This window comes from Streptomyces typhae, from assembly GCF_009755605.1.
Taxonomy (GTDB): Bacteria; Actinomycetota; Actinomycetes; order Streptomycetales; family Streptomycetaceae; genus Streptomyces; species Streptomyces typhae.
Map to the genome: position 1 here is coordinate 19,325 of NZ_WPNZ01000024.1, position 21,058 is coordinate 40,382.

Consider the following 21,058-nt stretch of genomic DNA (forward strand, 5'->3'; position numbering starts at 1 on the left):
ACCCGCCAAGGAGCCGACGGTCATGACTGACGTATCCAGCATGGGTTCACCCGCGGACGACTCCCTGCCGGTCCTCACCGACCGGCAGGGCCACCCCATCCACGACAACCAGAACCAGCGGACGGTCGGTGCGCGAGGGCCCGCCACCCTGGAGAACTACCACTTCCTGGAGAAGATCAGCCACTTCGACCGGGAACGTATCCCCGAGCGCATCGTGCACGCCCGCGGCGTCACCGCTTTCGGTTACTTCGAGGCGTACGGGGCCTGGGGCGACGAGCCCATCGACCGGTACACGCGCGCCAAACTGTTCCAGGAGCGCGGCAAACGCACCGACGTCGCCCTGCGCTTCTCCACGGTCATCGGAGGCCGTGACTCCTCCGAGGCCGCCCGCGACCCGCGCGGCTTCGCCGTGAAGTTCTACACGGAGGACGGCAACTGGGACCTCGTCGGCAACAACCTCGGTGTCTTCTTCATCCGGGACGCCATGAAGTTCCCCGACGTCATCCACTCTCTCAAGCCGGACCCCGTCTCGCACGAGCAGAAGCCGGCCCGCATCTTCGACTTCATGTCGCAGACCCCGGAGAGCATGCACATGCTCGTCAACCTCTTCAGCCCCCGGGGCATCCCCGCGGACTACCGGCACATGCAGGGCTTCGGCGTGAACACCTACAAGTGGGTCAACGCCGAGGGCACCACCGTCCTCGTCAAGTACCACTGGATGCCCGAACAGGGCGTGCGCAGCATGACCGAGCAGGACGCGGCGAACGTACAGGCCGGCGAACTCGGCCATGCCACCAAGGACCTGTACGAGGCCATCCGCCGCGGCGACTTCCCGCAGTGGGAGCTGCGTGTGCAGATGATGGAGGACGGCGAGCACCCGGAGCTCGACTTCGACCCGCTGGACGACACCAAGACCTGGCCGGAGCAGGACTTCCCGCCCAGGCCGGTGGGCCGCCTGGTCCTCGACCGCACCGTCGACAACTACTTCGCCGAGAACGAGCAGATCGCCTTCGGCACCGGCGTCCTGGTGGACGGGCTCGACTTCTCCGACGACAAGATGCTGGTCGGCAGGACCTTCTCCTACAGCGACACCCAGCGCTACCGCGTCGGCCCGAACTATCTCCAACTGCCGGTCAACCAGGCCAAGAGCGCGGAGGTGCGCACCAATCAGCGCGACGGCTTCATGGCCTTCGACAACCGCGCGGCCAACGAGAACCCGGAAGTCAACTACGAGCCGTCCATCACCGGCGGCCTCCGCGAGGACCGGTACCCTCCGCACGACGAGCAGGGCCCGCAGCTCCAGGGGCGGCTGACGCGCAAGCGGATCCCGCGCACCAACGACTACGCGCAGGCCGGTCAGCGCTATCTGCTGATGGAGGACTGGGAACGCGACGACCTGGTGCACAACTTCGTGGACCTGATCTCCCAGTGCGAACGCCCGGTCCAGGAGCGCATGGTGTGGCACTTCCTGCTGGTCGAGAACGACCTCGGCCTGCGGGTCGGCGAGGGCCTCGGCATCGCTGCGGCCGACGTCGCGCACCTGGAGCCGCTGGCGGACCAGACCCTGACGGAGGAGGACCGCACACGCCTGGGGCGCCTCGGCGACAACCCGCCCCGCGACGTGTCGGGCCTGATCATGACGCACTGCGTGCCCAACGAGCGCCATGTGGTGACCCGCTGACCTCTGACCGCTGACCGCTGAGCCAGAGAACAGCCGGTGCCCAGGAGCCACTCCCGCCCCTGGGCACCGGTACGAGGTCACCCGAACGGCGGAAAGACGACAGGGAGAAGCCCCGTACGGAAAGGTGTCGCCCGAAACCGGGTAGCCCTGAGGAATTGGGTAGCTGTGAGGAATACGGTCTCGCGGCATTCGGAGTGCGCATGACGAGGTATACGTTCACGCGGGACGCGGGCCATCGGCTCGACGCGTGCCTGTCGGGCGAGCCGGACAGGGCGGCGGCCCAGCTCAAGGAGCGGCTGGAGGAGTTGGAACTGACGCACGACCACTTCCAGGTGAGCGTCGAGGAGTCCCGGGTCGTCGTCGCCGGGGACTCCGCCGTGCAGGAGCAGAAGGAGAAGATCCTGCTCGCGCTGGGCAACGTCGCAGGTGTCACGGAAGTCGAGGACCGGGTCACGGCCGGGCAGGAAGGGATCTTCCCCCGCTTCTTCACCGTCCGGGAAGGCGAGACGCTGCGCGACATGGCGGTGCGGGCCTACAACGACCCCGAGGCCGTCAACCGCCTTTTGATCGCCAACCGGCCCGCCGTGACGGCAGCGGAGGAGATCACCCCCGGTCTCGTCCTGCGCGCACCGGCCTAGGCCTGTCGTCGAACTCCCTTCGTCGCCCGGAGGGAGTCCGACGACGGGCCCTGGCACGGCTGGGACCGAGTCGCCGTGCGCCGCGAAGCCGTACAGCGAGGAGGCTGGAGATGAAGGAGAGCCACGCGACGGACCGGGTGCCCGTCCCGGCGCTCGGCGCCGACGCGGGATGCCCCGTGCCCGCCGAGCACGACCCCGAGGTGACCAGGGCCGTCCACCAGGCCTGTGCCGACCACGGTGTGAGCAGCAAGGTCCGGCTGGCCGCCTTCGAGGCCGGCTGGGTGGAGTCGCACATGAACAACCTCCCCTGCGGGGACAAGGACTCGGTCGGCGTCTTCCAACAGCGCCCCAGCCAGGGCTGGGGCACGGCCGAGCAGTGCGGGGACGTACCGCACGCCACCGCGTCCTTCCTCCGGCGCGCCGTCGAGGAGGACCGGCGCGACCCCGGCAGGACGGCAGGCGAGATCGCCCAGGCCGTACAGCGCTCCGCCTTCCCCGAGCGCTACGACCAGGCGGAGACCAAGGCGCGGTCGCTGATCGAGGAGGCGGGGGAGGCGACGGACTCCTAGGGCCTGTCGTCACGTGGCAGGAGGGAGTTTGACGACAGGACCTGGGCCCGTTCCGCAGCAGTTGTCCCTAACCGACCTGGTCCTGCGGCATCCCCGCTCCTAACGTCTCCAGGGCGGCGCGGACTGTCGCGCCGAAAGCCCATGACAGGCAACGGCAGGGACAGGGGAGCACCCATGACGGAGGACGTGAAGGCGCAGAAGTTCAGCACCCTCTTCCGCTGGTTCGACCAGAACGGGGACGGCAGGCTCACGCACGACGACCTGCGGCAGATGACCGAACTGTTCGAGGGGCTGGCGCGCGAGGACGACAAGGAGAACGCCGCGGCGATGCGGAACGCCTTCGAGACATGGTGGCGTCTGCTGCTCACGCACGGCGACTCCGACGGCGACGGGCAGATCTCCCGGCAGGAGTTCATCGCCGTCATGAAGGCCGATGTCACGGACCCCGGGCACTTCGAGGAGGCCGTGCTGGCGATCGTCGACGCGCTGATGCGGGCGTTGGACACCAACGAGGACGGTGTCCTGAGCCAGTCCGAGTACGTCCGCATGTACGACGCCCTGGGCGTTCCCCCGGTGCACTCCGCTGCGGCGTTCCGGCGGCTCGACCGGGACGGGGACGGCTCGCTCAGCCACGCCGAGTTCAGGACCGCCATCAGTGAGTTCTATCTGAGCGACGACCCGGAGGCCGCGGGGAACTGGCTCCTCGGCCCGCTCGACCGGGCCGACTAGAGCAACCAGCGCCCTTCGGCGCACGCGCCCGCGTCAAGCCCGCGCTGCGGGAGTGGGCCGAGGCACGCATGCCGGAGATCGACCGGGCCAACCAGGCGTACGGCCAGGAGGAATCACACCCCGGGCGGGGTGCCGTGCGGTGAGGTGCCGTGCTGTGAGGTGCTGTGAGGTGCCGTGCTGTGAGGTGCGCGCGCCGTCATGTGCGTAAATCATTTGCTCCGGACACGGGTCGCCGCTGCACTGGACCGAGCGCCACGAGGAGTGGCGCCGCCATACCGAGGAGGCAGCGGCGACCATGGAGATTCGTACCACGACCGACGAGGACTTCGACGTCTTCGTCGACACGGTGCACACCGCGTTCGGGCTCTTCCCGGGGACCCCGGTCGAGGGCGGCGGGCTGTGGTGGTCGGCGCTCGAGGCGGACCGCTGCCTGCTCGCCCGGACGCAGGCCGGTCGGCCGGTCGGCACCGCGGCCTCGTACGCCTTCGAACTGACCCTGCCGGGCGCGGTCCTCGCCCCGGCCGCCGGGGTGACCGCCGTCGGCGTCCTGCCCTCGCACCGGCGCCAGGGCGTGCTCAGCGCGCTGATGCGGCATCAGCTCCACGACCTGCGGGGCCGCGGGGAGTTCCTCTCCGTGCTGCTGGCCTCCGAGGCCGGGATCTACGGCAGGTTCGGCTACGGACCCGCCACCTACACCTCGCGGCTGACCGTGCAGCGCCACAAGGCCGCTCCCGCCGTCCCCCGGGCGCACGGAGCGGTCGCCGACCCGGCGGACGGTTCGGGGACCGGCACGGTCGAGGTGCTGCCCCGCGCCGAGTGCGGGGACATCATCGAGGAGGTCTACGACCGGTACCGCCGGGCCCAGCCCGGCGCGCTCTCGCGGCCGCGCCGCTGGTGGGCGCTGCGTGCGGGGAGGCCGCCGATCTCGCCGGAGCCGCGGTACGTCGCCGTGCACCGGGACGAGGACGGCGTCCCGGACGGATACGCCAGCTACGCGGTCGGGGAGTTCGCGCCCTCCAGGACGCTGACGGTCGACGAGACCATCGCGGTCGACGACGCCGTCTTCACGGCCCTCGCCCGGTTCGTTCTCGGCCACGACCTGATCGCGCAGGTCGTGTTCCAGCACGTCCCGCTCGGGCACCCGCTGCGCTGGCAGCTCGCGGACTTCCGCGCCGGCGAGGTGAGCGGCGACACCGACGGGCTCTGGGTGCGCCTCCTCGACGTACCGCGTGCCCTGACCGCGCGCGGCTGGTTCACGGACGGCGAGCTCGTGCTCGACGTGCGGGACCCGTTCCTCGGCGAGCACGGCCGCTACGCGCTGACGGTACGGGACCACAAGGCCGAGTGCGTACCGACGGATCGCGCGCCCGACCTGTCCCTGGACGTGCGCGACCTGGGCGCGATCTACCTCGGCGGCACGGTCCCGAGCACGCTCGTGCGGGCCGGACACATCCATGCCCACCGCCCCGGTGCGGCCGCCGTCGCCGACGCCCTCTTCGGCGCCGAGCGCTGCCCGCTCTGCGTGCACTGGTTCTGACCCCGGCGGACCGGGACGAGGCCCGTCAGCCGGGGCCCACCGGCAGAGACAGGTCGGCGATCCCCTGGTTCACGGCCTCCACGTACGCGTAGAAGGCCGCGGTGCGGTTCGCCGGGTCCTCGATCGTCGACCGCCGCAGGTCGGGCGTGAAGAACTGCTGCCGCTGGGTGCGGGACATCTCCAGCTGCACCCCGGCGGCCCGCAGCCCGATGTTGCAGATGTTCCCCGGGTTCATGCCGCCCAGGTCGTCCGGCGGGTCATCGCACCGGAACCCGGCCTCGGCCAGCCGGGCCCGGATCAGCGGCCCCAGCTCCGAGTCCAGGCCGCCGACGTAGGTGACGGCTTCGCCCGACGGCCCGGCGGACCCGTGCCACGACACGATGCGGGTGGCGCGCCGGGCGAGGTCGAGGGCACGCGGCTCGTCGAAACGCGTCGACGTGATGTGCAGCGACGTGTTGCCGCTGCTCCTGGTCCCGGCGAAGGTGTAGAACGGGCATCCCGTCGAGGCGTGGTCGGCCAGTTGCTCGGGCGGCGCCTCGATGGCGCCTCCGTGGATGGCCATGTGCAACAGGTACACGCCCGAGCCGGGCCGGAGCCCGATGTACCAGTCCCGGCCCTCGACGTTGACGAGCTCGCCGGTGTCCGGGTCCCTGTCGGTGACCAGCTCGTTCCAGTCGGCGTACTTGTCAGTCACAGCCGTTCACCCTACGTCCGCGCGGGCCGTGAGCAGCACCCGGCGGACGCAAGGATCAGGAGAAGGATCAGGAGAAGGATCAGGAGGCAGACGCCGTCGCCGCCGTCGTCACACCGCCGCCGTCGACGGCACCCGCACCCACGCCCCGCCGTACGAGAACCGCCCGCGCCGCGCCCGTGTCGCGTCCGCGGGCGCGCGCGGAGGTGATGAGGCATGCGGGAGCTCGACCGGGGGTGGCGGCGTGCGCCTGCGTGCGGCCGACCCGGGGGCCGCAGGAACTGGCAGGGGGCGAGCGGTGCGGATGTGCCGCGAGGCCGCGGAATGGAGCGTTCCGGGGCGGGGCGCAAACGGACCCCGGTATATCGGCGCTGCTCCTGTTGGTCCTCGCGATGCGTGCGGGACTTCGGTGCGGAGACGTACCGGAGAAACCATTCACCTCATTTTGCCTTGTTTGCCCAGTCTGGTGTGGCGCTGTCAAGCTGCCCGGGACGTTCCGTCGAGCCATTGCGCTTTCCCTCACTTCCCGCGCGGAAGTGCACCGTTCTGGAGGAAGACATGCTCGCGCGTTCACGGAACCTGATGACCGTCGCACTGACCGCCGGCGTGCTGGCCGCCGCGACAGCCGCCCCACCGGCGCTGGCTTCGCCCGACGACCCGGCCGCCGAGGCCCCCACAGCCGAGACCCGTACCGCCAAAGCCCCCACAGCCGCCTCGGGGCCGCGGGAGATCGTCCTGGTGCACGGGATGAACGACAGCAGCAGCGCCTGGAACAGCATGGTGGCCAAGCTGAAGTCGAGAGGCTACACCGACGCCCAGATCCACCGCTTCGACTACCCCACCGATCAGGGCTCCCGAGTCGAGGGGACAGCCCGTGACCTGGGTCGATTCATCGACAAGAAGCTGCGGAGCAAGGAGTTCGACATCGTCTCGCACTCCCTGGGCAGCCTGATCTCGCGGTACTGGATGGCCACCGCGAACGGCTCGCACCGCGGCAGTGACGTGGTCAACTGGGTCTCGCTGTCGGGGCCGAACCACGGCAATCAGGCAGCGGGCTGGTGGGGTGACACGGGGATCTACAGGAACTTCATCTGGGACGTGAAGCCCGGCAGCCCCGCGGTCAGGACGGCGAACAACGGCGACGCCTACAACTGGTTGGGCGAGACGGGTGAGAACTCCCAGACCCAGTTCACGACGTTGCGCAGCGCCTGTGACGAGGACTGGTTCAACGTTCCGCTGCACGTACCGGTGCAAGTGGACAAGACGTCGCTGGACTCGACGAGCCTGGGCGGCGCGATCAACTACAAGGTGACCAACTCCGACAACACCTTCGGCGGCGTCTGCCCCTCCCACGCGGGGATGCCGAGTGAGCCGGCGGTCCAGAACAAGGTCATCGACACCCTCACCGAAGAGGGCGGCAGTCACGTCTGGGACCAGCGCAGCCAGTCCGCGGGGACGCACTCGGCGGTCGTCCAGGGCCGCTTCGGCAAGGCCCGCGTCCACTACACCGTCCGCGCCCGGTGAACCGGCCGACGCCGTCCCGGCCCCCCGGCCCCGCCCTACCCGGCCAGGCAGCCGGGTGACGCCACGGAGGGCGGCTCACCGGAGGGCGACTCGACGGGTCGCTCGGCGGAGGGCTCCCCGCCACCCCGACTCGGCCGGCCGCTGCCGAAGAAAGAGGTAGGAATCATGAACGAGGTGGACCGTCGACGGTTCCTGCGCAACACGGCGGCCCTGACGGCGGGGGTGGGAGTGCCGACGGCCCTCTCCGGCCGCTCCCCGGCGTGGGCCGGGCCCTCGGCCCGCCCGCTCGTCGAGGCACGGGAGGTGCTGCCGCGCTCCGCCGACCTGGGCGGGGTGCGGGCGGCGACCGTCCAGTGGATGGACCGGGTGCCGGACGACACCGACATCCGCCGCATGTCTATCCCCGGCACGCACGAGACCTGCGCCCGGTTAGCCGGCAGCAGCGCGGGCTTCGCCCAGTGCCAGAACCAGACCCTCGACTGGCAGTTGCGTGCAGGAGTGCGCTACGTCGACATCCGCTGCCGGAACTACGACGACTACTTCACGATCCACCACGGCTACGTCTACCAGGAGATGGTGTTCGGGGAAGGCCCTGGAGATCTGTACCGACTTCCTCGGCAAGTATCCGTCGGAGACGATCCTGATGCGCGTGCAGCAGGAGCACTCCGAGGACAACGACAGGTTCAAGAGAATCTTCAAGGACTATCTGGACAAGAAGGGTTGGCGTTCGTACTTCCACATCAGCGACAGTTTCCCCACGCTGAGGACGGCGCGGCGCAAGATCGTGCTGATGTCCGGCTGGCCGTGGGTCGGCGAAGGCCTCGTCTTCTCCAGCGACGCGCAGTTCTCCAACCAGGACCTGTACGACGACCCCACCCTTGCGAACAAGAAGACCGCGGTCGACAAGCAGTTGCGCGCCGCCATCTGGGAGTTCGACGGAAACAAGATGTACGTCAACCACCTCAGCGCCAACGGCTGGGGCGGCAGCACATGGACCCCCTGGAGCTACGCCAAGGACCCCAACCCCTACACCCGCAAGCTTCTCGAAGGGCAGTACTACTACAAGACGCACCGTACCGGGGTGATCGCCATGGACTACGTCGACAGCCCCGACGCCAACTGGGACGCCGCCGACATCGATCAGACCGCATCGGTGATCCGCCTGAACACCTTCAAGCGCCCGACCCTCCAGGCCGGCAAGTCCCACGTGGTCTGGAACAGGGGCACTGGAAACGCCCTCGACGGGGGAACCGCCCAGACGTCCGTCGTCCAATGGACCTACTCCGGTCTTCCCCAGCAGCGGTGGGCCCTCGAAACGGCGGGCAGCGGCACCTACCGGCTGCGCTGCGAGCGCAGCGGAAAGTACCTGACCTGCCATCCCGGCAGCGGAGCCACCCAGGAGAACGGCAGCCACCACACCTGGCGCCTCACCCCGCACTCCGACGGCGACGGCCTCCAGCTCGAACTGGACTCCGCGGGTACCTGTCTGCACACCCCGGGCAGCAACAAGGGCAGCGGCGTCCAGCCACACCTCGGCAGCAGCGCGGGGAGCGACGAGTACCGCTGGATGTTCGACGAACGAGTTCAGGTGCGGTGAGTGGGCCGCACACTGCGTACCGGCTGATGCCGCGGGACCGCCCGTGCCGGAGGCGGTCCGGCTGAGCGTGGCGCGCCCTGCGGCAGCCGCCCCATGCCGTCGGCCCTGCCGCCAGGGCCGGGTCAGAGGGTGGCGACCGCGATGAGGCAAGGGGAGTCGTCGTGGTACGGCTGTGCGCCGTCCCAGCCGCCGTAGAGGCGCACGTCGGTGAAGCCCGCCGTCCGGCACAGGGCGGCGAACTCCTCGGCGTGGTAGATCCGCACGTCGTAAGGGGCGGTGGTGCGGCGGTGGCCACCGGGGTCGGTGAGCGTCCACTGTCCCTCCTCGCGCATCGTCTCCTCGTTCAGGCGCCTGTGGATGGTCAGGGTCCCGCCTCCGGCCAGGGGGCGGGTCTCCTCGGCCGGGATGCGGCCGGTCAGCAGTGCGGGAACGGTGACCATGGTGTGCATCAGGAACCGGCCGCCCGGCTTGAGACAGCGGACGAACCCGCGCAGGACCTCCAGATCCTCCTCGGGCGAGAAGAACCCGAAGGAGTAGAAGAGGTTGACCACGGCGTCCACCGGCTCGATCGGCGGCAGGGCGCGCATGTCGGCGTGCTGGAAGTCCACCGAGGGGCACTGCCGACCGGCCGACCGGGCGGTCCGCAGGAACTCACGGTTGATGTCCACACCGGTGACGTGCAGGCCGTGGCGGGCCAGTGCGACGCTGTGGCGCCCGTAACCGCAGGGGCAGTCGAGGACGCGGTCTCCGCGGCTGAGCCCGCACAGCCGGACGACACCGGCCGCCTCCGCCTCGGTGCGGGCGTCGTTGCCCCGATCGCCGGCGAAGAAGGTGTGCAGGGAGTGATCGGCCTCCCGGTACAGATCGCCGAAGAATCCGCCGTCCTCGTGCCACCAGGGCACTTGCTGCTGCGTGCCGGTCACCGTCGACCCCTGTCCTGTGTCCGCGCTGCGCGGGTTCCGCGCTGTCCGGCTTCCATCGCGATCACCGTGCCCCACACCGTGCGGGCCCGCAGTTCGCACCGTCCATACGGAGGACGGCGCCACCGGGCGGAGCAGCACGGCGCGCCGGTCGCCCTGGGGCGCGTGACACTGAGGGCAGAGGCAGCCCGTGCCGGGTCCCGTCAGGCCGACAGAAGCGAGGGACGGCTCTCCCATGGCGTCCATCAGCGGTACGGGGATGACGCTCGGGGTGGAGGAGGAGTTCTTCCTCGTCGACCCGGACAGCGGTGCCGTCGCCGCGGCCGGCCCCCGCGTCCTGCGGCGGGCCCGGCAGGTGCTGGGCGATCTGGTGTCGGGGGAGTTCACCGACTACCAGGTGGAGGGCAAGACACCGCCCTGCGGCACCGCGGCCGAGATCGAAGGGCAACTGCTGCGCATCCGCGCCGGGTTGGCGCTGGCCGCCCGCGAGGAGGGCCTGCGCATCGCCGCCTCGGGGACGCCGGTCATCGACCCCGGCGGCCCGCTGCCGGTCCGGGCGGATCCCCGCCACCGCGCCGGCACGCGCACCTACCGGGCCATGGTCGACGACTTCGCCCTGTCCGCCCTCCACGTCCACGTGCACCTGCCCGACCGCGAGCACGCGGTACTCGTGGGCAACCATCTGCGCCCCTGGCTGCCGCTGCTGGTCGCGCTGTCCGCCAGTTCCCCGTTCTGGCGGCACCGCGACACGGGCTACGCCAGCTGGCGCAGCATCGTCGCCGCCCAGTGGCCGCAGGCCGGGCCGCCGCCCTACCTCGCGGGCGCCGACGCCTACGACGCCCTGGCCGCGGCCCTGCACGAAACGGGTGCCACCGTCGACGAGGGCACCCTGTTCTGGGACGTACGCCCCAGCGCCCACCTGCCCACCATCGAGATCCGTGTGATGGACGCCACCACCGAACCCCGAGCCGCCGCCGCCCTGGCCGCCCTGGTCCGCGCCATGGTCCACACCGCCCACGCCCGCGTGCGGCGCGGCGACCCCGGAGCGCCGCTGTGCGACAGCCTCCTGCGCGCCGCCTACTGGCGAGCCGCGCGAGACGGCTTCAGCGGCCACCTCCCGCATCCCGACACCGGCCATCTGGTCCCCGCCGCCGGGCTGGCCCGGGAGCTGGCCCACCGGTTGCGCCCGGCCCTGGAGGGCTACGGCGAGTGGGCGACGGTCGTCGCCGCACTGGACCGCATGACCGCCCACGGCGGCGGCGCCGAACGCCAGCGCGCCGCCTACTCCCGCCGCCACAGCCTCCACGACGTCGTCGACCACCTGTGCCGCCTCACCGTCCCGGCCAGGACCACCACCGGTCGAACCGCCCTCTGAAGACCGACGGGACACGAGTACACCCCTGGGCAGGTGCGCGCGAGAAGTCAACCGGCGGGCCGATGCCGTGCGGGGGGCATGTGACGGCGTCTCCATGTGCTCACGGCCCGGGTGCCGCGGCACTGTCGCCGTTCCGCGGCCCTGCCGCTCGCACTCCCGCGAGCGGCCTCTCGCCCGGAGCTTGACCTCAAGCGCACTTCAAGTAGAAGGATCGGAGTTGTCCCGCGAACGGGCAGGGCACGCGAAAGGGGATGGGGCATGACGTCGTACTCCGCGCCACTCGGGCCGTGCGCGGCGCCACAGGGGTCCGGGACGTCCCGGCCGCGCGAAGCCGTGCCTGCGGACGCGGCCGGGCGTGAGGCGACGCGTCGCGGGCTCGCGCTCGTACGGGCCTACGCGCGCGAGGAGCCGGCCGCGGTGGACGCCGCCCTGGCAGGGGCGGACCGCGTGGTCGCCCGTCAACTGCCGTCCGTGACGGGGGACATCCTGCGGCTCGTCGTCGGCATCGTGACGTCGGCGCCGCGCGGCCTCACCCCCGCCGACGTGGCGCGTACGGCCGCCACGCTCGCCGCCGCGGGGCCGCCGCACCACGAGTTCGCCGTGACCGAAGCCGTGCGCGCCTGGGCCGCCGGGGACGGCACACCGGCGCGCACCTGGTGGCAGGACGGCGTGTCGGGGGCCCACGGCACCGCGGTCCTCGCGGCCGCCCTCGCGGTGCGGGCGTGGGGCCGTGCACCCTTCCTCGGCCTCCTGGAGACGTTCGACGGCCTCCTGGACGCGTCCGGCGAGGCGGGGCGCTCCGGCGAGGGGCGCTCCGGCGGCTGACCGACCGCCGGAGGAAGCCCGCCCCCGCCGCGGACCCTCCGCTACGCGCCCGGCTTGCGCAGCAGCATCAAGTGGTACCCCACGTGATTCGTGCAGAATTCGCGGTAGGGACCCATCAGGGGATCGGTGCGGGCGAGCACCTCCTTGCCGTAGCGTTCCTCGATCTCCGCGCGCCGGTCCTGGTACAGCGCCGTCATCAGCTCCGAGGAGAGCACCGCGTTGGCCGTCATGTCCTGTACGCGCACGACCTGGAAGCCGGCCTCCTCGACGTCACCGACGAGAGCGGTGAAGGAACGCAGCGGCGGACACGCCCACAGCTCCCGGTACGCCGAGGTCTGCGCCTCGGTCGGGGTGCCGCGCAGCGTGAACTCGGTGCACAGGAGCTGCCCGCCGGGCTTCAGCACCCGCAGGGCCTCGCGCAGCGCGAGCGGCCGGTCGGACAGATGCGGAAGGCAGTCGATCGACCAGGCGGCGTCGAACGACGCGTCGGCGTGCCCGAGCGCCATGGCGTTGCCGTATGCGAAGTCCACCCGGGCCGCAGCCGGGTGGCCGGTGCGCCGCTCCTCGCACTGGGCGAGCTGGCGCTTGCTGACGGTGATGCCGGAGACCCGGCTTCCGGTGCGTTCCGCCAGACGCAGCGCCGGGCCGCCGGTGCCGCAGCCGATGTCCAGGACGTGCGCCCCCGGCTTCGGGTGGAGGGCGTCGATGAGGAACTCGGTCTGCCGGTCCTGCGCGAGGTCGGCGAGGCCGACGAGGGTGGTGACGGGCGTGCGCTCGCCGTGCGGCACCAGCATGCCGATGTGCACGGCCGCCGAGCCCAGGGTCATGGCGAGCAGGTCGCCGAACTGGTCGTACATCGCGCCGACTTCGTCCGGCCCTGGAACGGGCGCGCCGCTCGTGCCGGGATCGGTGCCGTGATCGTTCGCCGCCAAGGTGCGTCTCCTTCTGACGGGTGCGGGCCGCGGGGAGCGCCCGCACGAACGGGTGCGTTTCCTCGCACCGTCCATTGCACCTGCCATGGGGCCTCCCGTGACGGCTGAGACAGGCCATGCCTGTCCCTTCCGGAGGAGAGGCGGAACGGAACCGGAGCGGAAGCGGAACGGAACCGGAATGCCCTCCGCATGCGCGTGCGGGAAAACCGTTCCCGGGCACTGCGCCGCGTGCTTTACGATTGTCCGGCTTCTGTCACAGTGCCGCGGGACCGATGGCTCATTTGTTTCCCCGCGCCGCACTCGTGCTAGATATACGGGGCGCCGCACGGCGACGTGAGTCGCTCCGCGGAAGCGCATTTCACTGTGCTGTCAGTTTCGGCCCCACGAGGGGCCGCAGGGGGAGAGGTACCACCGAGTGAACCGCATGCGTACGACCGCCGCAGTCCTGGCCACGGCCGGGGCACTCACCGCCACCCAGCTGGGACTGGCCGGTTCCGCATCCGCTTCGACGCCGGCTCCGTCCGCGACGGCGTCCAAGGTCGCGCCGCGCAGCGCGGCCTGCCCGATCGACATCATCTACACGTCGAGGTTCTACATCGGCTCCGGCGGCTGGGTGACCGGCGACGGACTGTACTTCGGGCTGAAGAACAAGAGCAACAAGAGCTTCAAGAAGGTCACCTTCACGGTCACCAACGTGAAGAACGTCCGTTTCGGCACGGCGAGGCCGAAGGGTGGAAAGGTCACCCACAAGACCTCGAAGACCGTCTCCGTCTACACCAAGACGCTCAAGAAGAAGGCGAGCCTGGGCGTCCGGGTCGAGTCCCGCCTGCTGAACACCCGCTCGTACAAGGTGAAGTTCAGCGTCCGCGGCTCCGGCTGGAACTGCGCGGTGAACCAGGGCACCTGGGGCAACTGAGCAGCGACACCGGCTGAGGCCGGGGGCGTGGCCCCCGCACTCTCGCTGACGCACCGGAGCCCGGTCGACCTCGGTCGGCCGGGCTCCGGCGCGTGCACGGGCGGCTCAGTCGCCCGAGCTGTCCTGAAGGAACCGCTCCACTTCGCTGGCGACCCCGGCCTTCGCCGACGACGCGCGCCCGCCGGTGCGGGTGGAGGCCTCGTGGACGCCGAGGCCGCCGCTCCACACGTAGCCGAAGGCCGGCTCGTCGTGGACCTGCGGACTGATCTGGATGTCGAGCTGTTTGAGCTTCGCCGCGGGTGCGGCGGCATAGAGCGTCGCCGTCACGCGGCGCTGCGGATACAGGTTGAAGTCCCGGATCACGGCCGCGCCGAACTCGTCGACGAACGCGCCGTGCCCGTCCCGCCCGACGCGCACGTCGTAGTGGCGGGGGTGGTCGAAGAGATCGATGCCGAAGTAGGTGGAGCCGCGGTTGTCGAAGGTGACGTCGAAGGCTACGTACGTCAGGCCCTTGGCGTCCTCGTCGCGCCCGCGCTGCGGTGTGGCCCTGCGGAGATGGTGCACGCGGACGCGCAGCCCCGCCCACTCCTCGGACTGGTACTCCTGCCAGTCCCCGACGACGTTTGGTATGTCCATCATTCCCACCTTTCCAGGCGTAAGCCTAGGAGCAACGGGGCCGGGGACAGCAGGGTCCGAGGGGTGACGACGACCACGCGTCCGCGAGGTGTCCGCTACGGCTTGCCGGACTTCCTGACCTCGCACACGGCCGTCGCGGTCCTGCGGGGGTCGCTCTCGGACCGGGCGGTGAGCAGCACCCGGTTCTGCCGCTCGGCGCCGGGCTTCGCCGTCACGGCGACGTCGACCTCGACCGAGCCGCCGGCCCGTGCGGTGGCGAGCCGGTTGGGCAGCCACGCCGACCAGCCGCGCCCGGAGGACTTGGCGGAGAGCCGGTAGACGTCCGAGCCGAGATAGCGGTCCACGTTCTCCGGGTGCCCGGCCTGTCCGGGCCTGGCGCGCCCGGTGTTGGCCAGGTCGAAGGAGCACACGGCCCGCCGCGCGGGGTTGCCCTCGGCGTCACCGCGGCGCAGCTTCACCCCGCGGCGCTGCTTGCCGTCGCCGTCCAGGGACTTGACGGCGACGGTGTACGAGAGGATCCCGGAGCGGGTGCGCTTGAGGTCGAGCACGTAGAAGTGCAGCCGGTTGGCGCGGTCCACGTACTCGTACTCGCTGCCCGAGTCGGCGCCCGCGTGCAGCAGCGCGTCGCTGAGCTGCCGGTAGTCGCCCATGGTGATCTTCTGCGGCGAGCCGTCGGGGCGCTTGTAGTCCACCATGCCGATGTCCTCGGGGTGGGAGTCGATCACCCAGGCGAACGGGGCCCTGTCCTCGTTCTTGGTCTTGTTGAGGAGCACGCCGTGGTCGGGCGTGAAGGAGTCCATGCCCATGCGGTCGACGACCTCGACGGTGTAGTTCTCGTAGCCGCCGCCGTCGCACAGCGGGTCGGTCTCCGGTTTGCAGGCCGGTGACAGGTCGCGGTTCATCGCGATGTTGACGCCGCTGAGGTCCTTGGCGCCGGGCGGGGCCGAACGCGCGGTGACGCGGGCGACGACCGTGCCGGAGTCCTTGAGCGCGTCGCGGTCGAGGCGGAGCACGTTCTTCTCGTCGACGATCCCGAGCTTGAGCTTGTCCCGCAGGATGTGCTGGGAGCCCATGGACGCGCCGTTGGTGGCCGGGATGTGCCAGCGGGTGTGCGGGCCGCCGGGGCCGTTGAAGGAGCCGCGCGAGAGCATGCTCCAGATGCCCGTGTAGGCGCGGCGCAGGGGGGTGCCGTAGGGGTTGTTGTAGTTGTCGGCGATGCCGAGGATGTGGCTGAGTTCGTGGGCGTACACGCCCATGCCGGAGCTCTCCGCCTGCGTGGAGGAGCCGTTGGAGGCGTTGGGCCAGATGCGGGCCGCTGCCGCCCAGGACGTCCACGGGACGTAGCGGGTGCTCGCGGAGTTGCCGCCGCCCGCGATGGGGGCGGGCGGCCCCCACTTGGCCGGTACGTCCTGCGGGGACGCGAACTTCATCTGGCCGAACTCCTGCCAGACGGACGACTCGTCCTGTCCGGCGGTGAGGTAGAAGATGAAGTCGAACTTGGCGGTCTCGGCCTCGCCGACGTCCGCGACCCACGCGGCCTTGCCGTCGGTGCGGATGTTCTTGCCGCAGGTGCTGCCGGTCGGACAGGCGCCGGGGTTCATCTGCGGTTCGATGCCGTACTGGAACGACTTGTGCGGCATGCGGTAGACGCCGAAGGCCGTCAGGTCGACGCCGATGCGGCCCCCGGAGTCCTCCATCCAGTACTCGTTGATGGTGTGGCCGCGGTTGAGGGCGCCGGGCTTGTTGAGGAAGTCCCGGTAGAAGGAGGGCAGCTGCGCGCGCGGGATGCCCGACGCGCCGGTCTGCGGGTTGCCGAACAGGGTCGACCCGGCCGGTTTGCTGACCGTGAACTCCTCGTCCGGGTAGTCGAGCAGGACCAGGGCGCCCTTGAAGGTGCGCTGGGTGGGTTTCCGGGCGGGGTCGGCCCAGTCGGTGCCGGGCACGGACCTGTAATCCGCCCAGGTCATGTCGTCGGGGTTCTGCCAGCGCTGCGGATCGATCGGCTGGACGAGCGGAGGCCTGCCGGAGGACTCACCGGTGGGCTCGGGGTTCGCCCGTGCGGGTCCGACGGCGAGCGGGGAGACGAGCAGGCCGAGGAGCGCGGCGAGGACGGCCGCGCGGCGGGCTCTGCCCCGTGGCGGTCCCGCGCGGTGCAGTCGAGTACTGGTGCGGCGGAGGAACAAGGCTCACCTCTTGCCTTGGGGGTGTGGACAAGAACATGACAAGCCGGTCAGCGGTACCTTCCGCCGGGGGCCACCGGGGAGTCAACAGCCTTTTGGGACGGATCTGGCTGCTGAGGCACGGTTGCCGTGCGGGGCGCCGTGGGCGGCCCTGACGGCGCGCCGCGAAAATCCCGTGCGTCGCCCATGTCACGGCCGTTACGGTCCTGGGATGCCTGCTGAGCCTGGGACGCCCGATGAGGACGGATACTTCGGAGAAACCGTCGCCGCCGACTACGACGAGTCGTCCGCGGACATGTTCCGCCCCGAGGCCGTGGACCCGGCCGTCGACGTCCTCGCCGAACTGGCGGGCGACGGACCGGCGCTGGAGTTCGGAACCGGGACCGGCCGGATCGCGCTGCCCCTGGCCGCCCGCGGGACGCCGGTGCACGGCATCGAGATGTCCCGCGCCATGACGGACCGGCTGCGGGCGAAGCCGGGCGGCGACACCGTCGACGTGACGATCGGCGACTTCGCCACGACCACGGTCCCGGGCGGCCCGTTCGCGGTCGTCTACCTCGTCTTCAACACCATCAACAACCTGACCACGCAGGACGCCCAGGTCGACTGCTTCCGCAACGCCGCCGCCCAGCTACGGCCCGGCGGTACGTTCCTGGTCGAGGTGGGGGTGCCGGAGCTGCGCCGTCTGCCACCGGGGCAGACGGCCGTTCCGTTCCGCGTCGACGCCGACGGGCTGGGCTTCGACACGTACGACGTCGCCACCCAGGCGATGAGTTCGCACCACGTCGTCACCCGCGACGGCAGGACCGTGCACCGGTCCCTGCCGTTCCGGTACGTCTGGCCCGCCGAACTGGACCTGATGGCGCGGCTCGCCGGAATGCGGCTGCGCCACCGGTGGGAGGGGTGGGCGCGGACACCGTTCACCAGCGAGAGCACCCGGCACGTGTCGGTCTGGGAGAAGCCCGCGGACTGAGGCCGGGAGCCGACCTGCCGGGCGGGGGAGCGGGCCTCGCAGACGGGCGGACGACACGACGGGTGGACCGGTCGCCGGCGGGACACGGCGCCAGGCGGGCGGTCCCTCAGGAGGGCCATCCCTCAGGAAGGAGATCCCTCAGGAAGGCGGCCCCTCAGGAGGGCGATCCCTCCCGGCCAGCAGTGCCGTCGCCGCCCGCCCGAACATCCGGGAGGCGACCCGCGCCACCACCGGGTCCGCGAACCGGGGCACCCCGCGGACCCGCAGCTCCTCACGCCACACCACGCGCGAGCCCCGCCCCCGCGCGTGCACCTCGATCTCCGCCCATCCCGTCACCACCGAACCGTGCTTGACGAGCCGGCACAGCCCGGACCGCTCCGCCCGCGGCGGCCGCCACACGACGACCTCCATCGGATCGTCGAAGGCGAAGCGACCGATCCCCGAGCGGGGCGTGAACACGGTGCCCTCGCCGTACGGCGGCGAGCCCGACACGGTGACCTCGGTCAGCGGCACCACTTGCCCGTGCCGTTCCCAGTCCGTCAGACGGCGCCAGGCCTCGGCCGGGCTGAGCGGGGTGACGCGTTCGACGCGGAAGAAGGCCATGAGGGGATGGTAGAGCCGGGAAAGATCTTGACGGCGCATGTCGTGGGGCCGCGCGGGCCCGCGCCCGTGAGGAGCCGGTGAAGGCCCGCGACCCCGATGTGCCCCCGCCGGAGGTCCCACGACAATAATGGAGATCATCCGGACCGCACGGCCGGCCCGAACGACCCCTGAGGAGCCCGACGATGAGCGAATCCCTGGCCCGCACCCCCGAGCAGCCCTCCGCTGACGGAGAAGTGAGCAGCGCGCGCTTCTGGAACGCGGCCCAGGGAGGCAAGGACAACTACGAGCGGGACCGGGCCGCCGTCGAGGCGGTGGAGAAGATCGCGCCCGGCATCACCGCCGACGCGCGCTCCGCCCGCCAGTTCTTACGCCGTACCGTGCGCTGGGCCGCCGCGGAGGCCGGAGTCGCCCAGTACCTGGACCTCGGCGCGGGCCTCCCGCTCGAACCGGACATCCACCAGATCGTCCGCCGGTACCGGCCCGACGCGCGGGTGCTCTACGTCGACAACGACCCCGTCGTCCTCGCCCACCAGAGCGCCTATCAGGACCCGCCCCTGAGCAGCTACATCGACGCCGACATGCGCGACACCGACGTCATCATGAACCACGTCGCCGACCGCTTCGACCTGACCGAGCCCGTGATGCTGACGTTCAGCAGCGTCCTCGGCCACTTCTCGGACGAAGAGGCCCACGGCGTCGTCGGACGTCTCCTCGCCCACCTCGCCCCCGGCAGCTGCCTCATGCTCAGCCACGACATCCCCACGCCGTCCATCATCGCCGCGTGCGAGGTCTACTCCTCCGCACCGGGCGCCCTGCCCTATCAGCCGCGCACCATCGAGCAGTTGCTGCGCTTCTTCGAAGGCATGGACATCGTCGAACCCGGTCTCGTCCCGCTCTTCGAATGGCGCCCGGACGAGGAGACCGAGATCACCGAGATCATGGGGTACGGCGCGATCGGCCGCATACGGGCCTGACCGGGGCCGGGCTCTGCCCGCCCGCGCGGGTCGCGCCGGTGCTCACAGCGTGACGGCGCCCGCCACGATCCCCGCCACTCCGGCGACCGCCAGCAGGACGATCGCGCCGATGGCCCGCTCGTTGCTCCTGCGGTCGGCGGCGGGGTCGGGGGTGTACACCGCCGGATCGGACGGGGCGTAGTGGAGGGTGAGGGCGCGGCCGAGGGAGCGGCGCGGGTCGGGGATGCCGTCGAGGCACAGGACCGTGACGTCGGTGCCCTCGCGAGTGGTGAACGTGATGACGGGGGCGTGGTTGACGATTTCTGCGCCCTCACCGTCGGTGTACACGTCCCTGGTGACGGACACGACGCGGGCCGGAACGGCGACGGCCGACGCGAGCAGGGCGTCGCGGGCCCGTGCCAGACGGATGTCGGGGCTGACCGCCGCGGCCACGACGAGGAGGACACCGAAGCCGAGGAGCGCCCACGGGAAGCCCCGGGCGACGGCCGTGTGGATCACCAGACCGACGAGGAGCGGAACGAGCGCGCAGTGCGGTCCAGTGCGGCCCTTCTTCTCGTCGGGGTCGAACACGACGCGGAACCGGTCGGGCCTGCCCCGCGGATAGCGCACCTCCAACTCACGCCCCACCCACGCCTCCTTGACGGCCACTCCGTGCCGACCCGTGTTCGGCAGGGTGAACTCCCGGCCGGTGGAGGGATCCCGGAACGCGAGCGTCACCGGTATCCCCGGCTGCTTGGAGGCGCCGTGCGCGGGCTGCTCCACGCGTACGATCCGCGCCGTCGCCCAGACCGCCCGCTGGGCGGGACTCAGCCCCAGCCACGACAGCACATGACCGACCACGACCCACGCGGCGGGCACCACCCACCACAGCTCCAGCAGGTCCCCGACAGCAGTCATCCGCCCCCCGTCCTCATGGTCGGCCCGCTCAGGGACCCGGTCTCTCCGGCACGCTCCGCGCCAGCACGGCCGCCAGTTCCTCCAGACCCGCGCGCCGGTCCGCGTCGTACGGTACGGACTGGCGTCTGCCGCTCCGTACCGTGATGACGACCCGGCGGAACCGGCCGGTGCCGAACTCCATCCGCGGCCCCTCCCACACGTGGTAGCGGGCCGCGTCGACGTAGCCGAACACCTCCAGGACCCGGCCGTCGAACGTGAGCAGGACGGAGTCGGACGCGGGTGCTTCGTACAGGGGCGCCGCGGTCACGGGGACACACCGTCCCCGGCGTAGAGGTAGGAGCCGGGCCGACCGGGGTCGGCGATCAGCAGCACCTGGTCGCCGGTGCGCGGGATCCGCAGCTTGGAGACGATGGTCTGGAGGGCGACGGGCCCGGTGCCGCCGGACACCTGGAGGACCAGGTCCACGACCGGGTCGAAGTTGACCAGCTTGCCGGTGTCGGTGATCGACACGACGACGGCGGGTGTCGTCGGCGCGCCCGCCGCGAGCAACTGCCGTACGTCGAGGCCGGAGTGGTACGCGCCGATGGACTGCTGTACCCGGGCGAAGTCCTGGTCGCCGAGGAACGCGCGCGTGGTGCGGCCGTAGAAGCCCTTGCCGGAGGCCACCTTGCCGGCGATCCCGGCCGCCCGCTCCTCCCGGCCCCTGCGCCGTCCGAAGATTCCCATGGTGCTCTTCCCCTCTGGTCCCGTCCGGCTCTGCCCGGCCCTGTCCGGTCCTGTCCGGTCCTGTGTCTGGCCCCGTACGGCCCTGTCCGGTGCCGACTTCCGGTTCCGGACGAGGGGAACGCTAGGCGGGCCGCA

At 71.1% G+C, this 21,058-nt stretch carries 21 protein-coding genes; 12 read left to right on the forward strand and 9 right to left on the reverse strand.

Features of this window, described 5'->3' with window-relative positions:
• The first annotated feature begins 22 nt into the window (after positions 1–22).
• From GPA10_RS32985 to GPA10_RS33005, 5 genes are all read left to right on the forward strand, one after another.
• Positions 23–1,681 carry a catalase gene (locus GPA10_RS32985; RefSeq protein WP_157168678.1) on the forward strand — a complete coding sequence of 553 codons (1,659 nt, stop codon included), beginning with the start codon at positions 23–25 and terminating at the stop codon, positions 1,679–1,681.
• Between the two features lie 200 nt (positions 1,682–1,881).
• On the forward strand, positions 1,882–2,319 hold the full coding sequence (locus tag GPA10_RS32990; protein WP_058847176.1) for a BON domain-containing protein: 438 nt from the start codon (positions 1,882–1,884) through the stop codon (positions 2,317–2,319).
• Positions 2,320–2,429: 110 nt separating this feature from the next.
• Entirely contained in the window at positions 2,430–2,888 is a 459-nt protein-coding gene (locus GPA10_RS32995) for a hypothetical protein (protein WP_157168679.1), read from the forward strand.
• Positions 2,889–3,062: 174 nt separating this feature from the next.
• Complete coding sequence (locus GPA10_RS33000; RefSeq protein ID WP_157168680.1) at positions 3,063–3,617, forward strand: EF-hand domain-containing protein; 555 nt, start codon at positions 3,063–3,065, stop codon at positions 3,615–3,617.
• Between the two features lie 295 nt (positions 3,618–3,912).
• The gene (locus GPA10_RS33005; RefSeq protein WP_157168681.1) at positions 3,913–5,154 is read left to right on the forward strand and encodes a GNAT family N-acetyltransferase; all 1,242 of its coding nucleotides are present in this window, start codon (positions 3,913–3,915) and stop codon (positions 5,152–5,154) included.
• Positions 5,155–5,179: 25 nt separating this feature from the next.
• Here GPA10_RS33005 and GPA10_RS33010 read toward each other — a convergent pair whose 3' ends face one another.
• Positions 5,180–5,848 (reverse strand): poly-gamma-glutamate hydrolase family protein, encoded by a 669-nt coding sequence (locus GPA10_RS33010; RefSeq protein ID WP_157168682.1) that lies wholly within the window; start codon positions 5,846–5,848, stop codon positions 5,180–5,182.
• Between the two features lie 555 nt (positions 5,849–6,403).
• Between GPA10_RS33010 and GPA10_RS33015 the strand changes: the two genes are divergently transcribed.
• Positions 6,404–7,369 carry an esterase/lipase family protein gene (locus tag GPA10_RS33015; protein ID WP_157168683.1) on the forward strand — a complete coding sequence of 322 codons (966 nt, stop codon included), beginning with the start codon at positions 6,404–6,406 and terminating at the stop codon, positions 7,367–7,369.
• Positions 7,370–8,018: 649 nt separating this feature from the next.
• On the forward strand, positions 8,019–8,966 hold the full coding sequence (locus GPA10_RS43875; RefSeq protein WP_157168684.1) for an RICIN domain-containing protein: 948 nt from the start codon (positions 8,019–8,021) through the stop codon (positions 8,964–8,966).
• A 122-nt stretch (positions 8,967–9,088) separates the two neighbouring features.
• Here the strand turns inward: GPA10_RS43875 and GPA10_RS33025 are convergent, their stop codons facing one another.
• Positions 9,089–9,889, reverse strand: a complete 801-nt coding sequence (locus GPA10_RS33025; RefSeq protein ID WP_157168685.1) for a methyltransferase domain-containing protein — start codon at positions 9,887–9,889, stop codon at positions 9,089–9,091.
• A 232-nt stretch (positions 9,890–10,121) separates the two neighbouring features.
• Between GPA10_RS33025 and GPA10_RS33030 the strand changes: the two genes are divergently transcribed.
• A complete protein-coding gene (locus GPA10_RS33030; protein WP_157168686.1) occupies positions 10,122–11,261 on the forward strand; it encodes a carboxylate-amine ligase in 1,140 nt (379 codons plus the stop codon).
• A gap of 258 nt (positions 11,262–11,519) precedes the next feature.
• Positions 11,520–12,086 (forward strand): hypothetical protein, encoded by a 567-nt coding sequence (locus tag GPA10_RS33035; RefSeq protein ID WP_157168687.1) that lies wholly within the window; start codon positions 11,520–11,522, stop codon positions 12,084–12,086.
• Positions 12,087–12,127: 41 nt separating this feature from the next.
• On the opposite strand, the gene GPA10_RS33040 is transcribed toward GPA10_RS33035, so the two are convergent.
• A complete protein-coding gene (locus GPA10_RS33040) occupies positions 12,128–13,018 on the reverse strand; it encodes a class I SAM-dependent methyltransferase (RefSeq protein ID WP_246260233.1) in 891 nt (296 codons plus the stop codon).
• 424 nt (positions 13,019–13,442) lie between these two features.
• Here GPA10_RS33040 and GPA10_RS33045 point away from each other — a divergent pair, with 424 nt between their 5' ends.
• Positions 13,443–13,934 carry a hypothetical protein gene (locus tag GPA10_RS33045; RefSeq protein ID WP_157168688.1) on the forward strand — a complete coding sequence of 164 codons (492 nt, stop codon included), beginning with the start codon at positions 13,443–13,445 and terminating at the stop codon, positions 13,932–13,934.
• 105 nt (positions 13,935–14,039) lie between these two features.
• Here GPA10_RS33045 and GPA10_RS33050 read toward each other — a convergent pair whose 3' ends face one another.
• Together GPA10_RS33050 and GPA10_RS33055 are read right to left on the reverse strand one after the other, a co-directional pair.
• The gene (locus GPA10_RS33050) at positions 14,040–14,573 is read right to left on the reverse strand and encodes a hypothetical protein (protein WP_157168689.1); all 534 of its coding nucleotides are present in this window, start codon (positions 14,571–14,573) and stop codon (positions 14,040–14,042) included.
• A 92-nt stretch (positions 14,574–14,665) separates the two neighbouring features.
• Positions 14,666–16,753 (reverse strand): M6 family metalloprotease domain-containing protein, encoded by a 2,088-nt coding sequence (locus GPA10_RS33055; protein ID WP_246260235.1) that lies wholly within the window; start codon positions 16,751–16,753, stop codon positions 14,666–14,668.
• A 208-nt stretch (positions 16,754–16,961) separates the two neighbouring features.
• Here GPA10_RS33055 and GPA10_RS33060 point away from each other — a divergent pair, with 208 nt between their 5' ends.
• Positions 16,962–17,723, forward strand: a complete 762-nt coding sequence (locus GPA10_RS33060; RefSeq protein ID WP_157168690.1) for a class I SAM-dependent methyltransferase — start codon at positions 16,962–16,964, stop codon at positions 17,721–17,723.
• Positions 17,724–17,861: 138 nt separating this feature from the next.
• Here the strand turns inward: GPA10_RS33060 and GPA10_RS33065 are convergent, their stop codons facing one another.
• Positions 17,862–18,326: an SRPBCC family protein gene (locus tag GPA10_RS33065; protein WP_157168691.1), complete on the reverse strand. Its 465-nt coding sequence runs from the start codon at positions 18,324–18,326 to the stop codon at positions 17,862–17,864.
• 182 nt (positions 18,327–18,508) lie between these two features.
• On the opposite strand from GPA10_RS33065, the gene GPA10_RS33070 reads away from it, so the two are divergent.
• Positions 18,509–19,300: an SAM-dependent methyltransferase gene (locus GPA10_RS33070; protein WP_157168692.1), complete on the forward strand. Its 792-nt coding sequence runs from the start codon at positions 18,509–18,511 to the stop codon at positions 19,298–19,300.
• 42 nt (positions 19,301–19,342) lie between these two features.
• On the opposite strand, the gene GPA10_RS33075 is transcribed toward GPA10_RS33070, so the two are convergent.
• The 3 genes from GPA10_RS33075 to GPA10_RS33085 are packed head-to-tail and all read right to left on the reverse strand — an operon-like array spanning position 19,343 to position 20,923.
• On the reverse strand, positions 19,343–20,197 hold the full coding sequence (locus GPA10_RS33075; protein WP_157168693.1) for a DUF3592 domain-containing protein: 855 nt from the start codon (positions 20,195–20,197) through the stop codon (positions 19,343–19,345).
• Between the two features lie 28 nt (positions 20,198–20,225).
• A complete protein-coding gene (locus GPA10_RS33080; protein WP_058847161.1) occupies positions 20,226–20,504 on the reverse strand; it encodes a hypothetical protein in 279 nt (92 codons plus the stop codon).
• Positions 20,501–20,923 carry a hypothetical protein gene (locus GPA10_RS33085; RefSeq protein ID WP_157168694.1) on the reverse strand — a complete coding sequence of 141 codons (423 nt, stop codon included), beginning with the start codon at positions 20,921–20,923 and terminating at the stop codon, positions 20,501–20,503. Before GPA10_RS33085 ends, GPA10_RS33080 begins: the two co-directional genes overlap by 4 nt.
• Positions 20,924–21,058 lie beyond the last annotated feature (135 nt).